A 19824-nucleotide genomic window follows, 5' to 3' on the forward strand; every position below is an offset into this window, starting at 1 on the left:
TTATTCGACGTAAGAACTCGGCTGAAAGAATTGCTTTATCGGGCCGAATTCGGCACATTGCCGATTAATCCGGACGAAGCAGGATTGCGCCGATCTTCTGCAGAGCATCGGGAGCCGCCATCGTCCAGTGGGTGAACGGCAGGACATAATTCTCGACGTCACCCGTGACAGCCGACTGCCACCCGTCTGCTCCGCGCCGACCCGACTCGTCGTCGGTCCCGGCAGTGAAGTACACGAGGTCGCCGTCGAAACGGCCGGGAACGTGTCGATCGATCAGAGCGATCGCACGTTCGGCTTCCGCGAAGAGGCGCTCGACGCGCGCGGGCGTCATATCGCCGAGAGACGGAATCCCCGACAACAGCCGTGCGATGCCCCCGGGGGACAGGTCGACGCCATCAGCGTCTGCTCCGTCGGGAAGCAGTCCGCCGAACAGGTCGGCAGGCGTGGCAGGCGATGCGCCGGAACCCTCGAATCGTTCGTCCGTCGCCGCAGCCGTTCCCACGACACTGTCCATCATCGCCAACAGCGACACCGTCTCGCCCTGCGCCTGCAATTGCACCGAGATCGCATGTGCCAGAACGCCGCCCAGTGACCAACCCAGCAGTTCGTACGGCCCGACCGGCTGCGCACGACGAATCTCGTCGGCGTAGCGTGCAGCCCATTCCTCGATGTCGGCCGGCGACCAGTCCGATTCGGTCAACGCGGGAGACTGCAGCGCGTACAGCCCCTGATCACGGTCGATGTGTCCCGCGAGACCCGCGAACTGCCACGAGATGCCGACGATGGGGTGCACGCACCACAGAATTCGGCCGTTCGACGGTTCACGGAAGCGCAGCACCGGATCGAGTGCGCCGCCTACGCCACTGTCCGCCCCGCTCGCGAGTCGGCGGGACAACCCCTCGACCGTCGAGTCGGTGAAGATCCACGGCACCGGCACCGCGAACCCGATGGACTCGCTCAGGCGCGCGACCACCTGGGTCGCGATCAACGAGTTGCCACCGAGCTCGAAGAAGTCGTCGTCCAACCCGACGCGAGGCTGACCCAGCACATCGGCGAACACGTCGGCGACGGTCCGTTCGATCTCCGTCGTCGGCGCGCGGAACACGCGTGCCTCGAATTCGGGATCCGGCAACGCCTTCCGATCCAACTTCCCGTTCACCGTCAACGGCAACGCATCCAACACCACGAACGCCGACGGCACCATGTACGACGGAAGACTCTCCGCCACAGCATTTCTCAACACCGCAACGTCGACGTCGGCACCCGCCTCGCCGACGACGTACGCCACCAGCCTGTCCCCCACATGCTCGTCCCGACGCGCAAGCACGACCGCATCGCGGACGCCCGTCGCCGCAGAGAGAACGGACTCGATCTCACCGAGTTCGATACGAAATCCGCGCACCTTGACCTGGAAGTCCGATCGGCCCACGTAGTCGAGGACGCCATCCGGTGTCCACCGCACCAGATCACCCGTGCGATACATGCGCTCACCCGCGGAGAACGGATCCGCCACGAAACGCTCCGACGTCAGATCGAACCGGCCGTGATAGCCGCGCGCCAACTGCACACCGGCCAGATACAGCTCGCCCACAACACCCGCAGGCACCGGATTCAGACGCGAATCCAGTACGAAGACACGACAATTCCATTCCGGGCGACCGATGGGCACCGTCGACCCCACCGGCAACACGACCTCGTTCGACGTCACCGACACCGCAGCCTCGGTCGGACCGTAGACGTTGTCCAGACGGACCCCGCCGCCGCGCAGCACCGCCGCGGCCGTCGACGCGGGCAGCGCCTCACCGATCGCCAGAACCCGACGGACCGAATTCGGAAGAACACCACCCGAAGCCGCGGTGATCGCACCCAGCACCGACGGCACCACGTGCAGTGTCGTCACCGATTCACGGCGGATCACGTCCACCAGATAAGCAGGATCACGATGACCGTCGGCCGACGCGATCACGAGTCGACCGCCTACCGTCGCCCACGACCACAGTTCCCACACCGACAGATCGAACGTCGCCGCCGTCTTGAGCAGCGACACATCCGACCCGTCCAGCCCGTATTCCGAGCGCATCCACTCCAACTGGTTCACCACTGCCCGGTGCGACACAGCGACACCCTTCGGCCGCCCCGTCGACCCCGACGTGAAGATCACGTACGCGGTGTTGTCCGCACGCAACGAGCCCGAACGATCGGCGTCGGTGATCGGATCACCGGAAAACCCGTTCAAGTCGACCGCGTCGACGTCCACCACGGGACCGGGCGCCGACACCACCGCGCCGTCGCGACTCGACGTCAACACCACCACCGGATCGGCGGTCGACAAGATGTAGTGGGTGCGATCGGCTGGCTGATCCGGATCGACCGGCACATACGCACCGCCCGCGGCGACGATCGCGTACATCGCCAACACCATCGACGGCGAACGCCGCATCGCCACCGCGACCGACGACTCAGGACCCACACCCTGCGACACGAGATACCGCGCAAGACGATGCACCCGATCGGCGAACTCGCCGTATGTCCACGACCCCGACTCGAACACCAACGCAACCGAATTCGGATCCGACGCCGTACTCGCATCGAACAGCGACACGAGCGTCGCGTCCGCATCCACGACGTGGTCGGTGGCGTTCCACGACCGCACCACCATGTCGCGCTCGGTGGCATCGACGATGTCGACATCACCCACCGCGAGCGCGGGGTCGTGCGCCACCGCAGTCAGGAATGCGACGAACCGCCGCGCGACGGTCTCCGCGGTCGCCGCGTCGAACAACGCCGTCGCGAACTTCAGAGTGCCTCCGATGCCCGTCGGCGTTCCGTGTTCGTCGTACTGGTCGGAGAGGATCAGATGCAGATCGAATTGCGCCACGTCGGCATCGGCGTCGACGGCCGCGACGGTCAGCCCGGGGAGTTCGAGCTCGACCTTGTCCAGATTCTGGAACGACAGACCGACCTGGAACAGCGGATGACGAGCCGTCGACCGAGCCGGATTGAGCACCTCGACCAGACGCTCGAACGGAACGTCCGCGTTGGCGAGGGCACGCACATCCGCCGCACGCACCGACGACAACAGGTCGGCGAAACCCGCAGCCGGATCCACCTCGGTACGAAACACCAACGTATTGGCGAACATACCGATCAGATCGTCCAGAGCAGCCTCGCCCCTGCCCGCGATCGGCGACCCGATCGCAATGTCCGTCGAACCCGACAACCGCGACAACACCGCGGCCCATGCCGCATGGACCGCCATGAACAACGTCGCGTTCACGCCACGAGCCAGATCCACGAGCGCCGCCTGCACGGTCGCGTCGACACTGAAATCGACCTTGCCGCCGGCGAACGACTGCATCGCCGGACGCGGACGATCCGTCGGCAACTCGATCTGATCCGGAAGACCGGCCAGTTCGGACTTCCAGAACGAAAGCTGCTCGGACGCAGTCGACGTCGGATCGTCCTCCGATCCGAGCGAGCGACGTTGCCACACCGCGAAGTCGGCGTACTGAACGCTCAACGGCGCCCACCCCGGAGCAGCACCGGCGGCTCGCGCCACGTATGCCGTCATCACGTCCCGCGTCAGCGGACCCATCGAGCTGCCGTCCGCCGAGATGTGCTGAACGACGAGCGCGAGAACGTAGTCGTCGCCGCCGATGCGGTAGATCCGAACCCGAAGGGGCACTTCGGTCGTGACGTCGAACGACGTCGCGGCCAACTCCTGCACCGCACCGACGACATTCTCCGGGGCCACGTCGAGCACCTGCACGTCGGCGGTTTCGGTGTCGGGCAGAACGACCTGCATCGGGCCGTCCGTATCGGCCGGGTAGACGGTTCGCAAGGATTCGTGTCGTGCGACGACGTCGTCGATCGCCGCGCGCAGCGCATCGACGTTCAATTCACCGGTCAACCGGATCGCGATCGGGATGTTGTAGGCAGCGGATTCGGCGTCGAACCTGTTCAGGAACCACATGCGTTGCTGCGCAAGCGACAGCGGAACCCGCTCCGGCCGAGGTTCGGCGCCGAGCGCCACGCGTTCGGTTCCGCCGAACAGACGCTCGGCCGCCGCGGCCAATCCTCCGACGGTCGAGTCCGCGAACACTTCCTTCGCACCGAAACTCACGTCGAGCGATGCGCCGATGCGTGCCGCCAAGCGGGTGGCCGACAACGAATTTCCACCGAGCTCGAAGAAGTCGTCGTCGACCCCGACTCGTTCGGCGCCGAGAATGTCGGCGAACACCCCGGCTACCGCGATTTCCGCATCGGTCTGCGGCGCGCGATAGTCCTTCGTCACGAAGACCGGTTCGGGCAGCTGATCCCGGTCGAGCTTGCCCGACGGCGTCAGCGGAATCTTGTCGATGATCATGATCGACGACGGAATCATGTGTTTAGGCAATGATTTTCCGGCGAACGCAGTCAGGTCGTCGACGTTCGGCACCGCGTCGTCGACGGCGCGAACATACGACACGAGCACCGTGTCACCGGCGGGACCGTCGTGACCGACCGTGACCGCGAATGCAATCGACGGGTGCGCCGTCAACGCGGTGTCGACTTCACCGAGCTCGATGCGGAATCCGCGAACTTTGACCTGCGAGTCGTTCCGCGCCACGAATTCCAGCGATCCGGATGAATTCCGCCGCACGACATCTCCGGTGCGATACATGCGAAGTCCGGAATCGGAAAAGGGGCTCGCAACGAACCGATCCGCCGTCAGCGCAGACTTCCACCGATATCCGCGAGCCAGACCGGCTCCCGCGAGGTACAACTCACCCGCGACACCGGTCGGGACGGGACGCAGCCGACGATCGAGCACGTACGCACTCGTACCCGTGATGGCATCACCGATGGACACGGAGTCTCCCGGCGTCAGCGGCACCGAGATGTTGCTCGCCACAGTCGATTCCGTCGGACCGTACGCATTGAAGAAACGACGGTCGCGACCCCATCTGTCGACGAGTTCCGGAGGACAACTCTCACCGCCGACGACGACGACCTCGAGCGCGTCGAGACCCGCCGGATCGACCGACGCCAGTGCGGCCGGAGTGACGAACGCGTGAGTGACTTTGTTGTCGTGCAGGAATCGGCCGAGTTCGTCGCCGCCGTAGATGTCGGTCGGCGCGATGACCATCGTCGACCCGGACGCGACCGCCAGCATCAGTTCGAGGATCGACGCGTCGAAGCTCGGCGACGCGAAGTGGAGCGTGCGCGACCGGGCCGTCAGTCCGTAGCGCTCGAGCTGTTCACCGGCGAGGTCGGCCAGGCCGGTGTGGGTGACGACGACGCCCTTCGGCAGACCTGTCGATCCCGACGTGTAGATGACGTAGGCGGGATTGTCGGCCCGCAACGGTGAGACGCGATCGACCGCCGCGACTCTGTCGTCGGGGACCTCGGTGAGCGACGATCGGAAGACCGCATCGTCGAGCACGGTCCACTCGCATGTATCCGGAAGATCTCCACGGTACGCGGACGTCGTGACACCGATCCGCGCGCCGGAATCGGTCAACATGTGCTGCACGCGGTCGACGGGGTACGTCGGATCGACGGGCACGAACGCGGCACCGGTCTTCGCGATCGACCACAGTGCGACTACGGAGTCGATGGACCGCGTGATCGCGATTGCCACGATGTCTTCGGGACCGACGCCACGACCGATGAGGACGCGCGCGATCTTCGACGACAGACGGTCGAGCTCGCTGTACGAGACCGTGCGGTCTCCGGACACCAGCGCGTCGGCGGAGGGGTCGATCTCGACTGCAGCCGACAGCAGCTGAGGCAGCAGAGCCGTCGTGTTGCGCCGAGGACGTGGGCGGCGCGGCCGTGTACGACGAACTCGGGGACGTCCAGTCGATTCTTCGTCGGAGCGACCCGTCACGCGGTCGGGGCTCATCCTTGTCGAACCGAGTAGTCCATGTCTGCATTGTCCACGGCATTCCTGCGCACTTCGTTCATCGCCCCTCGAGATCGGTCTTCACCACCGTCGATCACGGCAGCCTGGCCGACTCGGCCGTGCTGCCGAGCCCGTACAGGGTATTCGAACCAATCGTCCCGCCGGACGGCACGACGAGAAGTCAGTTACCGATCACAGACGTTCGTTCGCAACCCGAAACAGTATCGGCTCCTGTTCGACGTCCGTTACCCGCGAGTAGCTCGGGAGCTTCGTTCAGTGGCGCAGCGCACGTCCGATCACGTCCAAGGCGAGGGGCGACAGCATGTCGGCGTGTGTGACAGGCGCAACGAGCTCCAGCACGGCATCCGACACGTAGGGACCCCAGGTCGCAACGGTGTCGTGGTCGTCCGAACGATCGATGCCTGCACTGACGACCGTGACACCGCCCGAGAACACGCCGGGTTCGTAGGCGTTGATCGAATCGGGCGCCGACGACGCGGCCGCGAACATCCGCGAAATCCGATCCTCGTCCAGTGCGATGACATCGTCGGGCACGATCGATGTGAGCGCACGAACGATTGCACTGTTCGGCGACGTCACCGCGACATCGGGGTCGAGAGCGACACCGGCCGCCGTCAGTAGCGCCCGCACCTCCGAGTCGAACGCGGACGCGTCGACACGTGTGAACGAATCCAGCAGCGTCAACGCCTCGACGGTACGACCTCGACGCTGTAGCTCCACGCCGACGGCGTGTCCGAGTACACCCCCCAGCGACCAGCCCAATAGAGAGACGGGACCGTCCGGTCTTGTCCTCTCGATCTCCGACGCATAACGCGCGGCGAGGTCGACGATCGATCGAGCGTCGAAGTCCGGCTCCCGCAACGCCGGCGTCTGCACTCCGTATACCGGCACGTCGGCATCCATGATTCGAAGAAGCGGCACGTATCCCCATGCGAGGCCCAACATCGGGTGGATGCAGAACACCGGAGTTCCGCTACCCGATGCGCGCAGCGTGACGATGACGTCCAACGAATGATCGTGGTCGACAACGTCGGCGGCACCGATTCTCGCCGCCAGCCCTTCCACCGTCCTCGACTCCAGAATCCACTGCACCATGACCTTCCGGCCGGTTCGTCGACGTAATGCCGAGACCACCTGCGTGGCCGCAAGAGAGTCGCCGCCCAGTTCCACGAAGTCCTCGCCGAGACCGACCCGCTCGACCGACAACGTTTCCGAGAACACCGTCGCGACGAGCCGTTCGAGATCGGTCGTCGGTTCGACGAAGACCCGAGCGCCGATCTCCGGCGCCGGTAGCGCGTCCACGTCGAGCTTGCCCGATCCGGTCAGCGGCATCTCGTCGAGCCGAACGATCGCGAGGGGAACCATGTGTGCGGGAAGCGTCTGCCTCAGCTGCGCGCGTAGTTCCCCGACCGTCGCCGTGCTCGACGGCGAGCACACGACGTAGGAAGCGAGGTACGGCCTGTCGTCGTCGTGACGCACAGTCGTCACCGCGTAGTCGACGCCCGGAATCGCCGACAAAGCCGCATCGATCTCACCCGGCTCGATTCGGAACCCACGGATCTTGACCTGAGCGTCGATTCTTCCGACGTAGCGAAGTGCACCGTCTCGCCACCGCGCACGGTCTCCGGTCCGGTACAGGCGACCCCCTTCGCCGAACGGATCGGCAACGAACGCCGACGCCGTTCGTCCGGGTAGCGCCGCGTAGCCTCGCGCCAGCCCTCGACCGGCGAAGTAGACCTCGCCGACGACTCCCTCTGGGACAGGCCATAGACGTGAGTCGAGGACGAACGCCTGCACACCGTGAATCGGGCCGCCGATGGTGATCGGTTCGCGTGCGGTCAACGGATCACTGATGGTCGTGGCGACCGTCGCCTCGGTGGGTCCGTAGGCGTTGAGGAACCGCCGGCCCGGAGCCCACTTCTCGAGAAGCTCGGGCGGCCACGCCTCACCACCGACAGCGACGGTGCCGAGGTCGGGCAGCACGCCGGGATCCATCGTGGCGAGAGCGCCGGGTGTGACGAATGCATGCGTGACGCGGTGGGCCTGCACATACTCCGTGAGTTCGTCGCCGCCGACGATCGACGTCGGTACGACGACCATCGTCGCGCCGACCGGAGCCGCGAGCAACAGCTCCAGAACGGACGCGTCGAAACTCGGCGACGCGAAGTGGAGAGTCCGGCTGGTGGAGTCGGTGCCGAATTTCTCCGACTGTGCAGCAGCAAGATTCGACAGTCCTGCGTGGGTGACCATGACACCCTTCGGCACACCGGTCGAGCCCGATGTGTAGATGACGTACGCGGCGTGCGACGTCCGGACAGCCGACAGGCGGTCGTCGTCTGTCACCGGATCGGCACTTACACGGTCGGTCTCGCGAGCCGTATCCCGATCGTCGAGAACAATCCATTCGGTCGACGACGGCAGCGCCTCGGCATCCTGCGCGACCGTGAGTCCCAGAACCGCGCCCGAATCGTTCATCATGTGTGCGATACGTGCCTGCGGGTAGGACGGGTCCACCGGGAGGAACGCGGCACCGGACTTGGCGACGGCCCACACGGCGGTCACCGACTCGAGCGAACGCCGCATTCCGACTGCGACGACATCGTCGGGGCCGACACCCCTGCCGATGATGACGCGAGCGAGGCGATTCGACCGCTCGTCGAGATCTCGGTAGGTGAGAATGCGATCCTCGCACTCCACGGCCACCGCGTCGGGAGAAATAGTCGCGCCGCGAACGAGCATGTCCGGCAGCACCATCGGGCCGACGTCCGGCGGCCCGGTGCGCGCGATCCGCTCGTGGTCCCTCGTGACGTCGACGTCGCCGACGAGCGAATCGGGGCGAGTGACGACCGCTTCCAACACGCGGACATACCGCGACGCGAGGTCACCGATCGAGACCTCGTCGAACATACTGTGCGCGTACTTGAAGTCGAGATGTAGCACGTCCCCGGCGACGGCGACGATCGACAACGGGTAGTGGGTCGCATCGACCGTGTCGATCCCTACGACGGACATCCCGTCGATCGAGCTGGCCTGCTCGATCGCCGTGCGGTCGACGGGATACGACTCGAACACCACCAAGGTGTCGAACAGCGTCCCGACATCGGTGAGCTGGTGCAGTTCGGCGAGCCCGACGTGATGGTGATCGAGCAGACCCGCGGATGTCGCCTGCAACTCCTGCAGTACTGCCGTTACCGAGGACGTGCGTGGGAGTCGAACGCGAACGGGAATCGTGTTGATGAACAGTCCGACCATCGACTCGACGCCGTCGAGGTCCGCGGGCCGTCCGGAGACCGTCGTTCCGAACACCACTTCGTCCCGGTCGGTGAGCGACCCGAGCACGATCGCCCACGCAGCCTGAACGACAGTGTTCGGAGTGACGCCGGCGGACGAGGCCACCTCGGTCAGCGCCATCGTGGTCTCGGCGGAGAGGGCGAAGCGATGGTCCCCGAATCCTGTTCGACGCGTCTCGGATTCGAACACCGTCGTCAGCAGGGTCGGTTCGTCGAAGTCGGCCAGGGCGGTTGCCCATGCGTCGCGGGACGTGTTCGCGTCCAGGCCGACCAGCCACCTGAGGTAGTCGGAGAACGGTCTCACAGCGGGCAACGCCGAGGTCTCACCCGACACCGCGTAGAGCACCAGCAGGTCCTGCAGAAGGATCGGCATCGACCAACCGTCGAGCAGGACGTGTTCGCACGTGACGCCCAGAGTCACTCGGTCCGAAGCGGTCCGGATGCAGACGAACCTGATCAGAGGAGGCGCGCCGAGGTCGAAGCCCGCCTCCTGATCGTCACGCAGTACCCTCTCGACCTCGTCGGGGCGGGCATCGATCGCGTACCACGGCAGTGCGACGTCGTCGAGAACCACCTGAACCGGCGACCCCGTCGAGTCGGCAACGAATGCAGTGCGCAGATTGGGGTGCCGCGACAGCAGAGCCTCGGCCGCGCCGCGTAAACGGTCGACATCGACGTGCCCTTCCAGGTGCAGCACCATCTGCGTGGTGTACACACCACCGCCACCGCCGGCGAGCAGCGCGTGAAATGCCAGCCCCTGCTGCAACGGCGTCAGCGGCCACACGTCGAGGACCGAGCCGTACGCGGCCTCCCACCCATCGATGTCCGACTGCGTCGTACGTACCAGTTCAACGTCCGACGGGGTGAGCCCGCCGTTCGACGAATGCGCATGTCGTGCAACTGCGGTCAGAGCGTCGACCCACGTGTCGGCGAGTTCCTGGACGTCGTCGCGGTTCATCAACGTCGTCGGGAATCCGAAGCCCGCGCTGAGTTCTCCGCCGAGCACGATCGCGTTGATGTCCACCGTCGCCATCGCGGGCATGTCAGGATCGTGCCGTCCGTCGAGTTCACCGAGATCGGACGCGGGCAGCCACCCGATGCCCTGCATCGCCTCGGGGATGTCACCGTGCGAGAGTCGTCCGAGGTAGTTGAAGCTCACCTGCCGAGGCCCGCCGGCAAGCCGCGCGAAGACGTCGGCGCTGCCGAGGTAACGCAGGATGCCGTATCCGATCCCCTTGTTCGGCAACGCAAGCAACTGCTCCTTGACCCGCTTGACCACGGCCCCGGCCGACGGGCCGCCGCGGAACGCGTCGTCGAGGTCGATTCCGCTCAGATCCACACGCGCCGGGAACATCGACGTGAACCAGCCGACAGTCCGAGAGAGGTCGGCGCCGGGAACCACGGATTCCTCACGGCCGTGTCCCTCGAGACCGATCAGCGACGACATCTCGTCGACGCCGCGATCGCGTCGCCAGCGCGCCACGGACATCGCGAGCGCCGCGATCAACGCATCGCCCGCACCCGTTCGGTACATCGTCGGGATCGTCGTGACGACGGCGTCGGTCACGTCCTGCGACAGCCGTACCGTCACCTTCTCCACCGCCGATGCGAGATCGATCGACGGATCGAACGAGCGCGGTGACATCAGCGGGTCCGGTCCGTCCAGGACCGTCTCCCACAGTTCCACCTCGTCGGCGCGTGACGCGCGGTCCTGCAACGCGTGTGCCCACGTGCGGAACGACGTACCTGCCGCGTCCAGATGAGGCTTCTGTCCTGCCGACACCGCCAGCCACGCCGAGACGAAATCGGGAATCAGAATTCGCCACGACACACCGTCGACGACCATGTGATGAGCCGCGACGATCAGTCGTCCCGTGCGACGCGACGACGCACCGTCGGCCGTCACCGGGTCGAGCCACGCGAACCGGATGACACGACCCGTCGACGGGTCGAGCCCGGCGAGTGCGTCTTCCAGCGCATCGTCCGCGAGCGCGACAAGGCCGTCCGCATCGACGTTCTCGTCGAACGCAGTGCGCTCGACGATCGCCTCGACGTCGACGGATCCTGGCTCCGAGGTCCGCAGGATCGGTACGTCGCCGTCCGCGACGAGCGTCGCACGCAGCATGTCGTGCCGATCGATCACGGCACGCACGACCGCGACGAGCTGCGCGCGCTCGATTCCAACAGGCAGCTCGAGCCCGAGCGTCTGCTCGAACCGATCGAACGATCCACCACGCGACGTCATGAACCGAACGGCCGGAGTCGACGGCATCTCGCCGACGCCCCCACCGGGGAGTTCCGCGAGGCCCGCCACGTCGGTGTCCGCGCTGAGCACCGCAACCCGCGCGAGCGCCTGGACCGTCTTGTGTTCGAACACCTGCCGCGGCGAGATGCGCAGTCCGCGGGCTTTCGCTCGGGACACCAACTGGATCGAGACGATGCTGTCGCCGCCGAGTGCGAAGAACGAATCCGTGGTGCCGACCGTGTCCAGTCCGAGCACGTCCGCGAACAGCTCGGCGAGCACCGTCTCCGTGGCGTCGACCGGTTCGGTTCGGTCCGCCGCGCGGAACACCGGCTCCGGCAGCGCTTTTCGATCCAGCTTGCCCACCGGTGTCAACGGCACCGAGTCGAGTACGACGATCGACGACGGAACCATGTGAGCCGGGAGCGAACCGGAGGCGAACCCCAGAAGCTCCCGCGGCTCGACCGTCCGCTCCGCGGCGGGAAGAACGTAGCCGACGATGGCAGCACTTCCCGACGCCAGCTCGCGTACTGCAGTCGTGGCGAATTCGACGTCCGGATGCGATGCGAGCACCGCGTCGATCTCGCCGAGTTCGATACGGAACCCACGGATCTTCACCTGGAAATCCGAGCGGCCGACGTACTCGATCTCGCGGTCGGCCGTCCACCGCACGACGTCTCCGGTCCGGTACATCCGCGTTCCGTGCGCACCGTACGGATCGGCGACGAATCGTTCGGCGCTCAGGCCGGGCCTGCGGTGGTAGCCCTGTGCGAGCTGGATGCCTGCGATGTAGTGCTCGCCGCTGACACCGACCGGAACCGGCCGCAGGCGGTCGTCGAGCACCAACGACGACATTCCTCTGATCGGTCCGCCGATCGTGATGCGGTCTCCGGCCTCGAGCGGCGCCGAGATGTTCGTCATGATCGTGGTCTCGGTGGGGCCGTACCCGTTGAAGAACTCGCGGTCACGTCGCGAATCCGTCCACCTCGCCACGAGTTCCGGCGGGCATGCCTCGCCGCCTGCGACGAGCACTCGCAGATCGTCGAGCCCGTCGGGGTCGACAGTCGCCAGCGCGGCAGGCGTGATGAAGGCGTGTGTGACGCGTTCGCCGCGCAACAGCGACGTCAGTTCCTCGCCTCCGTAGATATCTGTCGGTGCCACGACCAGCGTCGACGACGATGCCAGCGCCAGCAGCAGTTCCAGGATCGACGCGTCGAAGCTCGGCGACGCGAAGTGCAACGCACGGTCGTCGCGGCCCAATCGGTATCGATCTCGTTGCTCCGCAGCGAAATTGGCGAGTCCCGAGTGGGTCACCACCACACCCTTGGGCCGTCCGGTGGAACCCGACGTGTAGATGACGTACGCGGGATGGCTCGCGTGCAGCGGCCGTCGCAGTTCCTCTCGTGCAACCGGCTCGGCGGAGCGCAAGGCCAGCAATCGCCGGAATTCGTCGTCGTCCAACACCTGCCATGAGATCGCCTCTGGGAGAGTCTCTTTCGCGCTCGCCACGGTCAGACCCAACGCGGGCTGTGCGTCGTCGATCATGTGCGCGACGCGGTCCGCCGGATAGTTCGGGTCGACACTCACGAACGCGGCGCCCGACTTCGCGACGCCCCACAGCGCGACGATCGAGTCGAAGGACCGCGGAATCGCGATCGCGACGAGGTCGCCCGGCCCCACCCCAGCGTCGAGAAGTACCCGCGCGAGACGCGACGAACGCCGGTCCAGTTCGGTGTAGGTCAGCGAGGAGCCGCCGTACGACACGGCGTCGCCGTCGGGTGCGGCGGCAACCGCTGCGGCGAGGAGCTCGGTCAGCACGACGGGCGGTTCCGGAGTCGAGGGTGCCCGGACGAGCGTCTCCAGTTCGAAGTCGTCGAGGATGTCGAGGTCGCCGATCGGCGTCGCCGGTCCGTGGACGACTGCACCGAGGATGGTTTCGAACCGTCTCGCGAGCGTGCGGGCGGTGTCCGCGTCGAACAGGTCGGTGGCGTACGTCAACGCACCCGCGAGGCCGGCGGATTCGCCGTTCACGCCGATCGTTTCTGACACCGTGAACTGCAGGTCGAACTTGGACGTGTTCGATTCCAGTTCGAGTCGAGAGACCTGCAGCCCCGGCAGATCGAGCGTTTCTTCACCGAGATTCTGGAACACGAGTGCTACCTGGAACAGCGGAGTGCGATCGGTCGTGCGCTCCGGCGCGAGAATGTCGACGAGCTGTTCGAACGGCAGATCCGCGTGGCCGAACGCCGCGAGGTCCGCGGATCGCACCCGATCCAGCAGTTCGACGAACGGCTCGTCCGCGCGATCCAGTTCGGTGCGCAGTACCAACGTGTTGACGAACATTCCGATGAGGTCGTCCAGGGCTTGCTCACCTCGACCCGCGACGGGTGTACCGATGGCGATGTCGGACGCGGTCGACAGTCGCCCGAGCAGCACCGCGAGCGCCGCATGCAACACCATGAACAGAGTGCCGTTGCTTTCGCGCGCAAGCTGATTGAGCCCGGCATGTACCGAACCCGCGACCGAGAATTCGAGCATCGCACCACGGTGGGACGCGACCCGCGGACGCGGGTGATCGGTCGGCAGTTCGAGGCGGTCCGGCAAACCGGCGAGTGCAGCGGTCCAGTACTCGGCCTGGGTGCTCAGGACGGAGTTCGGGTCGTTCTGATCGCCCAGCACTGCGCGCTGCCACAGCGCGAAATCGGCGTACTGCACGTCGAGCGGTGACCACGACGGCGGTTGCCCGGCCGTCCGTGCGACGTACGCCGTCATCAGGTCGCGCGCGAGAGGACGCATCGAGAACCCGTCGCCCGCGATGTGATGCAGCACGACGGCCAGCACGTAGTCGTCCTCACCGATCGCGTACAGCCGGACTCGAAGCGGAACTTGTTCTGCGACATCGAAACCCATCGACACGAAGGTCGCGAGATCGGCCGTCACATCGGAGATGTTCAGAAACCGCGGTTCGAGATCGAGATCGACACGATCGGCGGGGAGTACGAGCTGGCGTGGCACCCCGTCGTGCTCCGGGTATCGGGTGCGGAGCGGCTCGTGACGCCACACCACGTCGGTGACGGCCGCCGCGAGCGCGTCGGAGTCCAGGTCACCGACCAGCTTCATCGCGATCGGCAGGTTGTCCGCGAAGGATGTGGTGTCGAATCGGTTGAGGAACCACATGCGCTGCTGGGCGAGCGACAGTGGCACCACCGACGGACGCACACGGGCGACGAGCGGAGTGCGTCCGACGTCCGACGCGGAGTCGAGGCGCAGCGCCAACGCGGCGACGGTCGGTGCTTCGAACAACACTCGGACCGGCACCCTGGTATCGAGCGCGGCGCCGATGCGTGCCACGACTTGCGTTGCCACCAGAGAGTTTCCGCCGAGGTCGAAGAAGTTGTCGTCGGTTCCGACGCGAGGAAGCCCCAGTACCTGCGAGTAGACCTCCGCGACGATCTCCTCCGCAGCAGTCGTCGGCGGTAGATATTCGTTGACCCGGAACTCCGGTGACGGCAATGCTTTTCGGTCGAGCTTGCCGCTCGTGCCCAACGGCAGTGCGTCGAGAACGACGATCGCGGTCGGCACCATGTACGACGGCAGGATGTCACGTACGAACGTGGTCAGTTCCGAGCTGTCGGCGTCGGCTCCCGGAGCGAGCACGACGTACCCGGCCAGCTGATCTCCGGTCGACGTCACCGCGACGAGCACGACGGCCTGACTGACCGACGGATGTGACAACAATGCTGACTCGATGTCACCCAATTCGATGCGCTGGCCACGGAACTTGACCTGGAAGTCGGTGCGACCGATGTACTCCAGCGCACCCTGTCCACCTGGGATCCACCGAACGAGGTCGCCGGTGCGATACATGAGTTCCCCGACGAAGCCGTTGGGGTCCGCGACGAACCGGTCAGCCGTCAGATCGGGTCGACCAACGTAACCCCGCGCGAGCTGCACTCCCGAGAGGTAGAGTTCGCCGGCCACCCCCGGCGCGACGGGTCGCAACCGTGCATCGAGCACGTGCACGCGAACGTTCCACTGCGGCACTCCGATCGGTACCGTCTGTCGCTGCAGCGACCTGACCGAAGTCGCTTCCCACTGGGTCACCGACACCGCTGCTTCGGTCGGACCGTACAGATTGTGCAGACGCGCGGACGACACCGCCGCGAACGCGTCGACAGTCTCGGGAGGCAGCGCCTCCCCGATGACGAACACGTGCCGCAGAGACGTCAGCCGATCGGCAGCCGCGTGCGCCGCGAACACACCGAGCATCGACGGGACGAAATCGGTGACCGTCACCTGTTCGCGATCGACGATGTCGGCCACCAGCACTGGATCGCGGTGCCCGTCGGGTGACATCAGGACCATCGACGCGCCGGTGCGCAACGGCAGAAAGAATCCCCAGAGCGACACGTCGAACGTCGTCGCGGTCTTCTGCAGGTAGACGTCGTCGCTGTCCAGGTCGTAATAGGCTGTCATCCAGGACATCTGGTTCTCGATCGCGCGATGCGACACCGCGACGCCCTTGGGTCGCCCGGTCGAGCCCGACGTGAAGATGACGTACGCCAGGTTGTCCCGGCGAACGTGTGCGCGGAGAACCCGTGCGGTAGCGGTGACGTCCCCGTCGGCCAGGATGGTGTCGATCTCGACGGCATCGACGCCGACGCCACCGGCCTCGGTGGGAAGCGCGGGGCGGTCGGCGGAGGTGGTCAACACGCAGAGCGGTCGCGCCGTATCGAGGATGTGGGTCAACCGATCGGCGGGATGCGCGGGGTCCAGCGGAACGAACGCGCCGCCTGCCGCGAGTACCGCGTACATACCGACGACCAACTCGGCGGAGCGGCGCACCGCGAGCCCGACGAGCACGTCGGGACCCACTCCACGATCGACGAGAACCCGGGCCAGGCGTTGCACACGGTCGTCGAACTCGGCGTAGGTCAGGCTCTCTCGATCGGACACGATCGCGACTGCGTCGGGGGTTCGCCGAACGCGTGCGTCGTAGAGATCGAGCAGTGTTCGCTCCGGCATCGCATGCGCGGTGTCGTTCCACGCCAGCATCACGTCGGTGCGTTCGGCGTCGGTCAACACGTCGATGTCACCGACGACGACGTGTGGATCGGCGACGGCCGCGCTCAGCACGGCACCGAGCCGATCGGCCAACGTGCGCACCGTGCGCCGCTCGAACAGGTCGGTCGCGTAGGTGAACGTGGCGGACATGCCCGCGGGCTCACCGGCCTCGTCGATCCGGGGCGTGATCGTCAGCTGCAGATCGAATTTCGCGACGGCCACATCGAGATCCAGCAATGTCACGGACGTGCCGGGAAGCTCGAAGCTGCTCTGTTGCAGATTCTGGAAGAAGAGGGCGACCTGGAACAACGGGTGATGGCCGGCGGAGCGAACCGGGTCGAGCACCTCGACCAGCCGCTCGAACGGCAGCTCGGCGTGCGCGAACGCGCCGCGGTCCGCCTCGCGGACGCGCCCCAGCAGTTCGACGAACGTCATCGACGGATCGACCTGGGTGCGCAGTGCCAAGGTATTGACGAACATTCCGACGAGCGCGTCGAGGTCTTGCTCGCCGCGACCCGCGACGGGGGTTCCGACGACGACGTCGTTCGTCGCCGCGATCTTCGACAGCATGATCGCGAAGGCGGTGTGCATCGCCATGAACGGCGTCGCGTCGCACCGTCGAGCCAGTTCGGTCAGTGCTGCATGGACGGCCGCGCTCACCTCGAACTCGACCGTGTCGCCGACGCCGGATGCCTCCGCAGGTCGTGCTCTGTCCGTCGGCAACTCGATGCGATCGGGGATGTCGGCAAGTGCCGTGGTCCAGTACTCGAGCTGCCGCGACGCCAGCGACGTCGGATCGGACTCGGACCCGAGCAATTTCCGTTGCCACAGGCTGTAATCCGCGTACTGGACACGCAGCGGCGCCCACCCGGGCTCGCGGCCTTCGGCGCGAGCGAGGTACGCCGTCACCAGATCCGTGACGAGCGGCGCCACCGAAGCACCGTCGGCGCAGATGTGGTGCAGGACGACCACCAGCACGTGTCTGTCACCGCCGAGGGAGATCAGCTCGACGCGTAGTGGTACCGACGTGGACAGATCGAACGGTTGCAGTGCGACGTCGGTGAGGTGCGACGCGACGGCGCTGTCGGTCATCGACAGATACTTCAATTCGACGCCGGTGCGTTCGACCGGAACGACGACCTGGAAGCCGATACCGTCGCGATCGGGATAGACGGTCCGCAGCGACTCGTGTCGTCGCTGCAGATCGACGACGGCGTCACGAAGCGCGTCGACGTCGACAGGCCCGTCGAGGCTCAGAGCTGCCGGGACGTTGCTGGCAGGCGACGTCGGATCGAATTTCTGGAGGAACCACATGCGCTGCTGCGCCAACGACAGCGGGATGACGTCGGGCCGCACCTCGGGTCCGAGCGGCAGTGCATCTCCGCCGCCGAGTTCCCCTTCCACCCGCGAGGCCAGTCCGGCGACTGTCGACGCCTCGAACACCACGCGTGCGGAGACTCGGGCGTTCAATCTCGCCCCGAGCCGCGACGCGACCTGCGTCGCGCTGAGTGAGTTTCCGCCGATTTCGAAGAAGTGATCGTCCAGGCCGACCCTCGGCACGCCGAGCACCTCGGCGAACGTCTCGGCCACGGCTCGTTCCATGTCGGTGACCGGCTCACGGAACGCGGCAGTGTCGAACACGGGCGCGGGAAGTGCCTTCCGGTCGAGCTTGCCGACCGGGGTGAGCGGGATGCGGTCCAGGACCACGATGGCCGCGGGAACCATGTGGCGTGCCAGCGACTGCCCGAGGAAGTCGAGTAGTGCTCGCGGCTCGACGGTGTGCCCCTCGGCGGGAAGCACGTACCCGACCAGCGCATCGACGCCGTCCGCCCCCGCATGTACCGCGGAGGCTGCGAAGTCGACGGTGTCGTGCGCCTCGAGCGCTGCGTCGATCTCCCCGAGTTCGATACGGAAGCCCCGGACCTTGACCTGGGAGTCGTTGCGTCCCACGTAGTCGATCGAGCCGTCGGGACGTACACGCACGGTGTCACCGGTGCGATACATCCTCCCCGCGCCACCGTCCGGGGCCCACGGATCGGCCACGAACCGCGACGCCGACAATCCACCGCGCCGGTGATACGCCCGGGCCACGGCGGGCCCGGCGAGATACAGCTCGCCGACCACGCCGACGGGGACGGCCCGAAGTCGGGAGTCGACGACGTAGGCGCGCACGCCGGTCAGCGGCGTACCGATCGGCATCGGCCCGGACGGGTCGAGGGGCGCGCTGCTGGTGGTGATGCACGTCGTTTCCGTCGGCCCGTACACGTTGTGAAAGCGTCGGCCGACAGCCCATCGCGCCACCAGTTCCGACGTGTACGCCTCACCGCCGACCATCACGGCTTCCAGATCGGGCAGGTCGTTGTTCGGAGCGGACGCCAGTGCCGCCGGCGTCACGAACGCGTGGGTGACGCGGTGCCGCCTCAATACGTCGGCGAATTCGTCGCCCCCGACGATTCCGGTCGGCACGACGACCATCGTGGCGGCCGCGCCGACGGCGAGCAACAGCTCGAGCACCGCGGCGTCGAAGCTCGGCGATGCGAAGTGAAGGGTACGGGACTCGGCCGAGATGCCGAACGTCACGCGCTGCGAGTCGGCGAGATTCTGCAGGCCCGTGTGGGTGACGGCGACACCCTTGGGCGTACCGGTCGACCCCGACGTGTAGATCAGGTAGGCGAGGTTCGACGCGCGCAGAACCGACGTACGCTCCACCGCCGCAACGGGTTCCGACGACATCGCCGACGCATCGCGCTCGATGTCCTCCAGCACGATCCACGGCACGCTGCCGGGCAGGACGTCGATGGCGCGCCGGGTCGTCAGACCGGTCTTCGCACCCGAATCGTCGAGCATGTAGCGCACACGCTCGGCCGGGTAGTCCGGGTCGATCGGAACGAAGGCCGCGCCCGATTTCGCGACTGCCCACACGAACAGGACAGATTCCAACGAGCGGGTGACGGCGATGGCGACGAGATCCTCCGGGCCGAGACCACGCTGGATCAGAACGCGCGCGAGCCTCGACGATCGACGGTCGAGGTCCGCGTACGTGATCGAACCGTCGTCGGTGTGGACGGCGATCCCGTGCGGTCGCGCGTCCACCGCCGCAGCGAGAAGCTGCGGGAGCGTCGCGGAGCGCGCCGCCCGGTGCCGTGTCGCCCGGGTCGGCCGTTCCCTACCGCTTCGAGGTGTGCGCCTGCGTGTCGATTCGGATCCCGCCGAGTCGACGCTCACGCGGTTCGACTTTCAGCATGATCGGACAGGACGCATACGAAAAAAACGCACACTGAAGACACCGGTACCACAGCCATTCACCCCGAACTCGACTG

Annotated in this window: 2 protein-coding genes; both read right to left on the reverse strand. The window is 66.3% G+C overall.

The features are described from left to right. Positions 1-64 precede the first annotated feature (64 nt). On the reverse strand, positions 65-5872 hold the full coding sequence (locus tag HQ354_RS04750; RefSeq protein WP_308115121.1) for a non-ribosomal peptide synthetase: 5808 nt from the start codon (positions 5870-5872) through the stop codon (positions 65-67). A gap of 288 nt (positions 5873-6160) precedes the next feature. Next, positions 6161-19729 carry a non-ribosomal peptide synthetase gene (locus tag HQ354_RS04755; protein ID WP_308115120.1) on the reverse strand — a complete coding sequence of 4523 codons (13569 nt, stop codon included), beginning with the start codon at positions 19727-19729 and terminating at the stop codon, positions 6161-6163. Positions 19730-19824: the final 95 nt, after the last annotated feature.

The sequence above is a fragment of the Rhodococcus sp. BP-261 genome, assembly GCF_019835205.1.
Lineage (GTDB): Bacteria > Actinomycetota > Actinomycetes > Mycobacteriales > Mycobacteriaceae > Rhodococcoides > Rhodococcoides kyotonensis_B.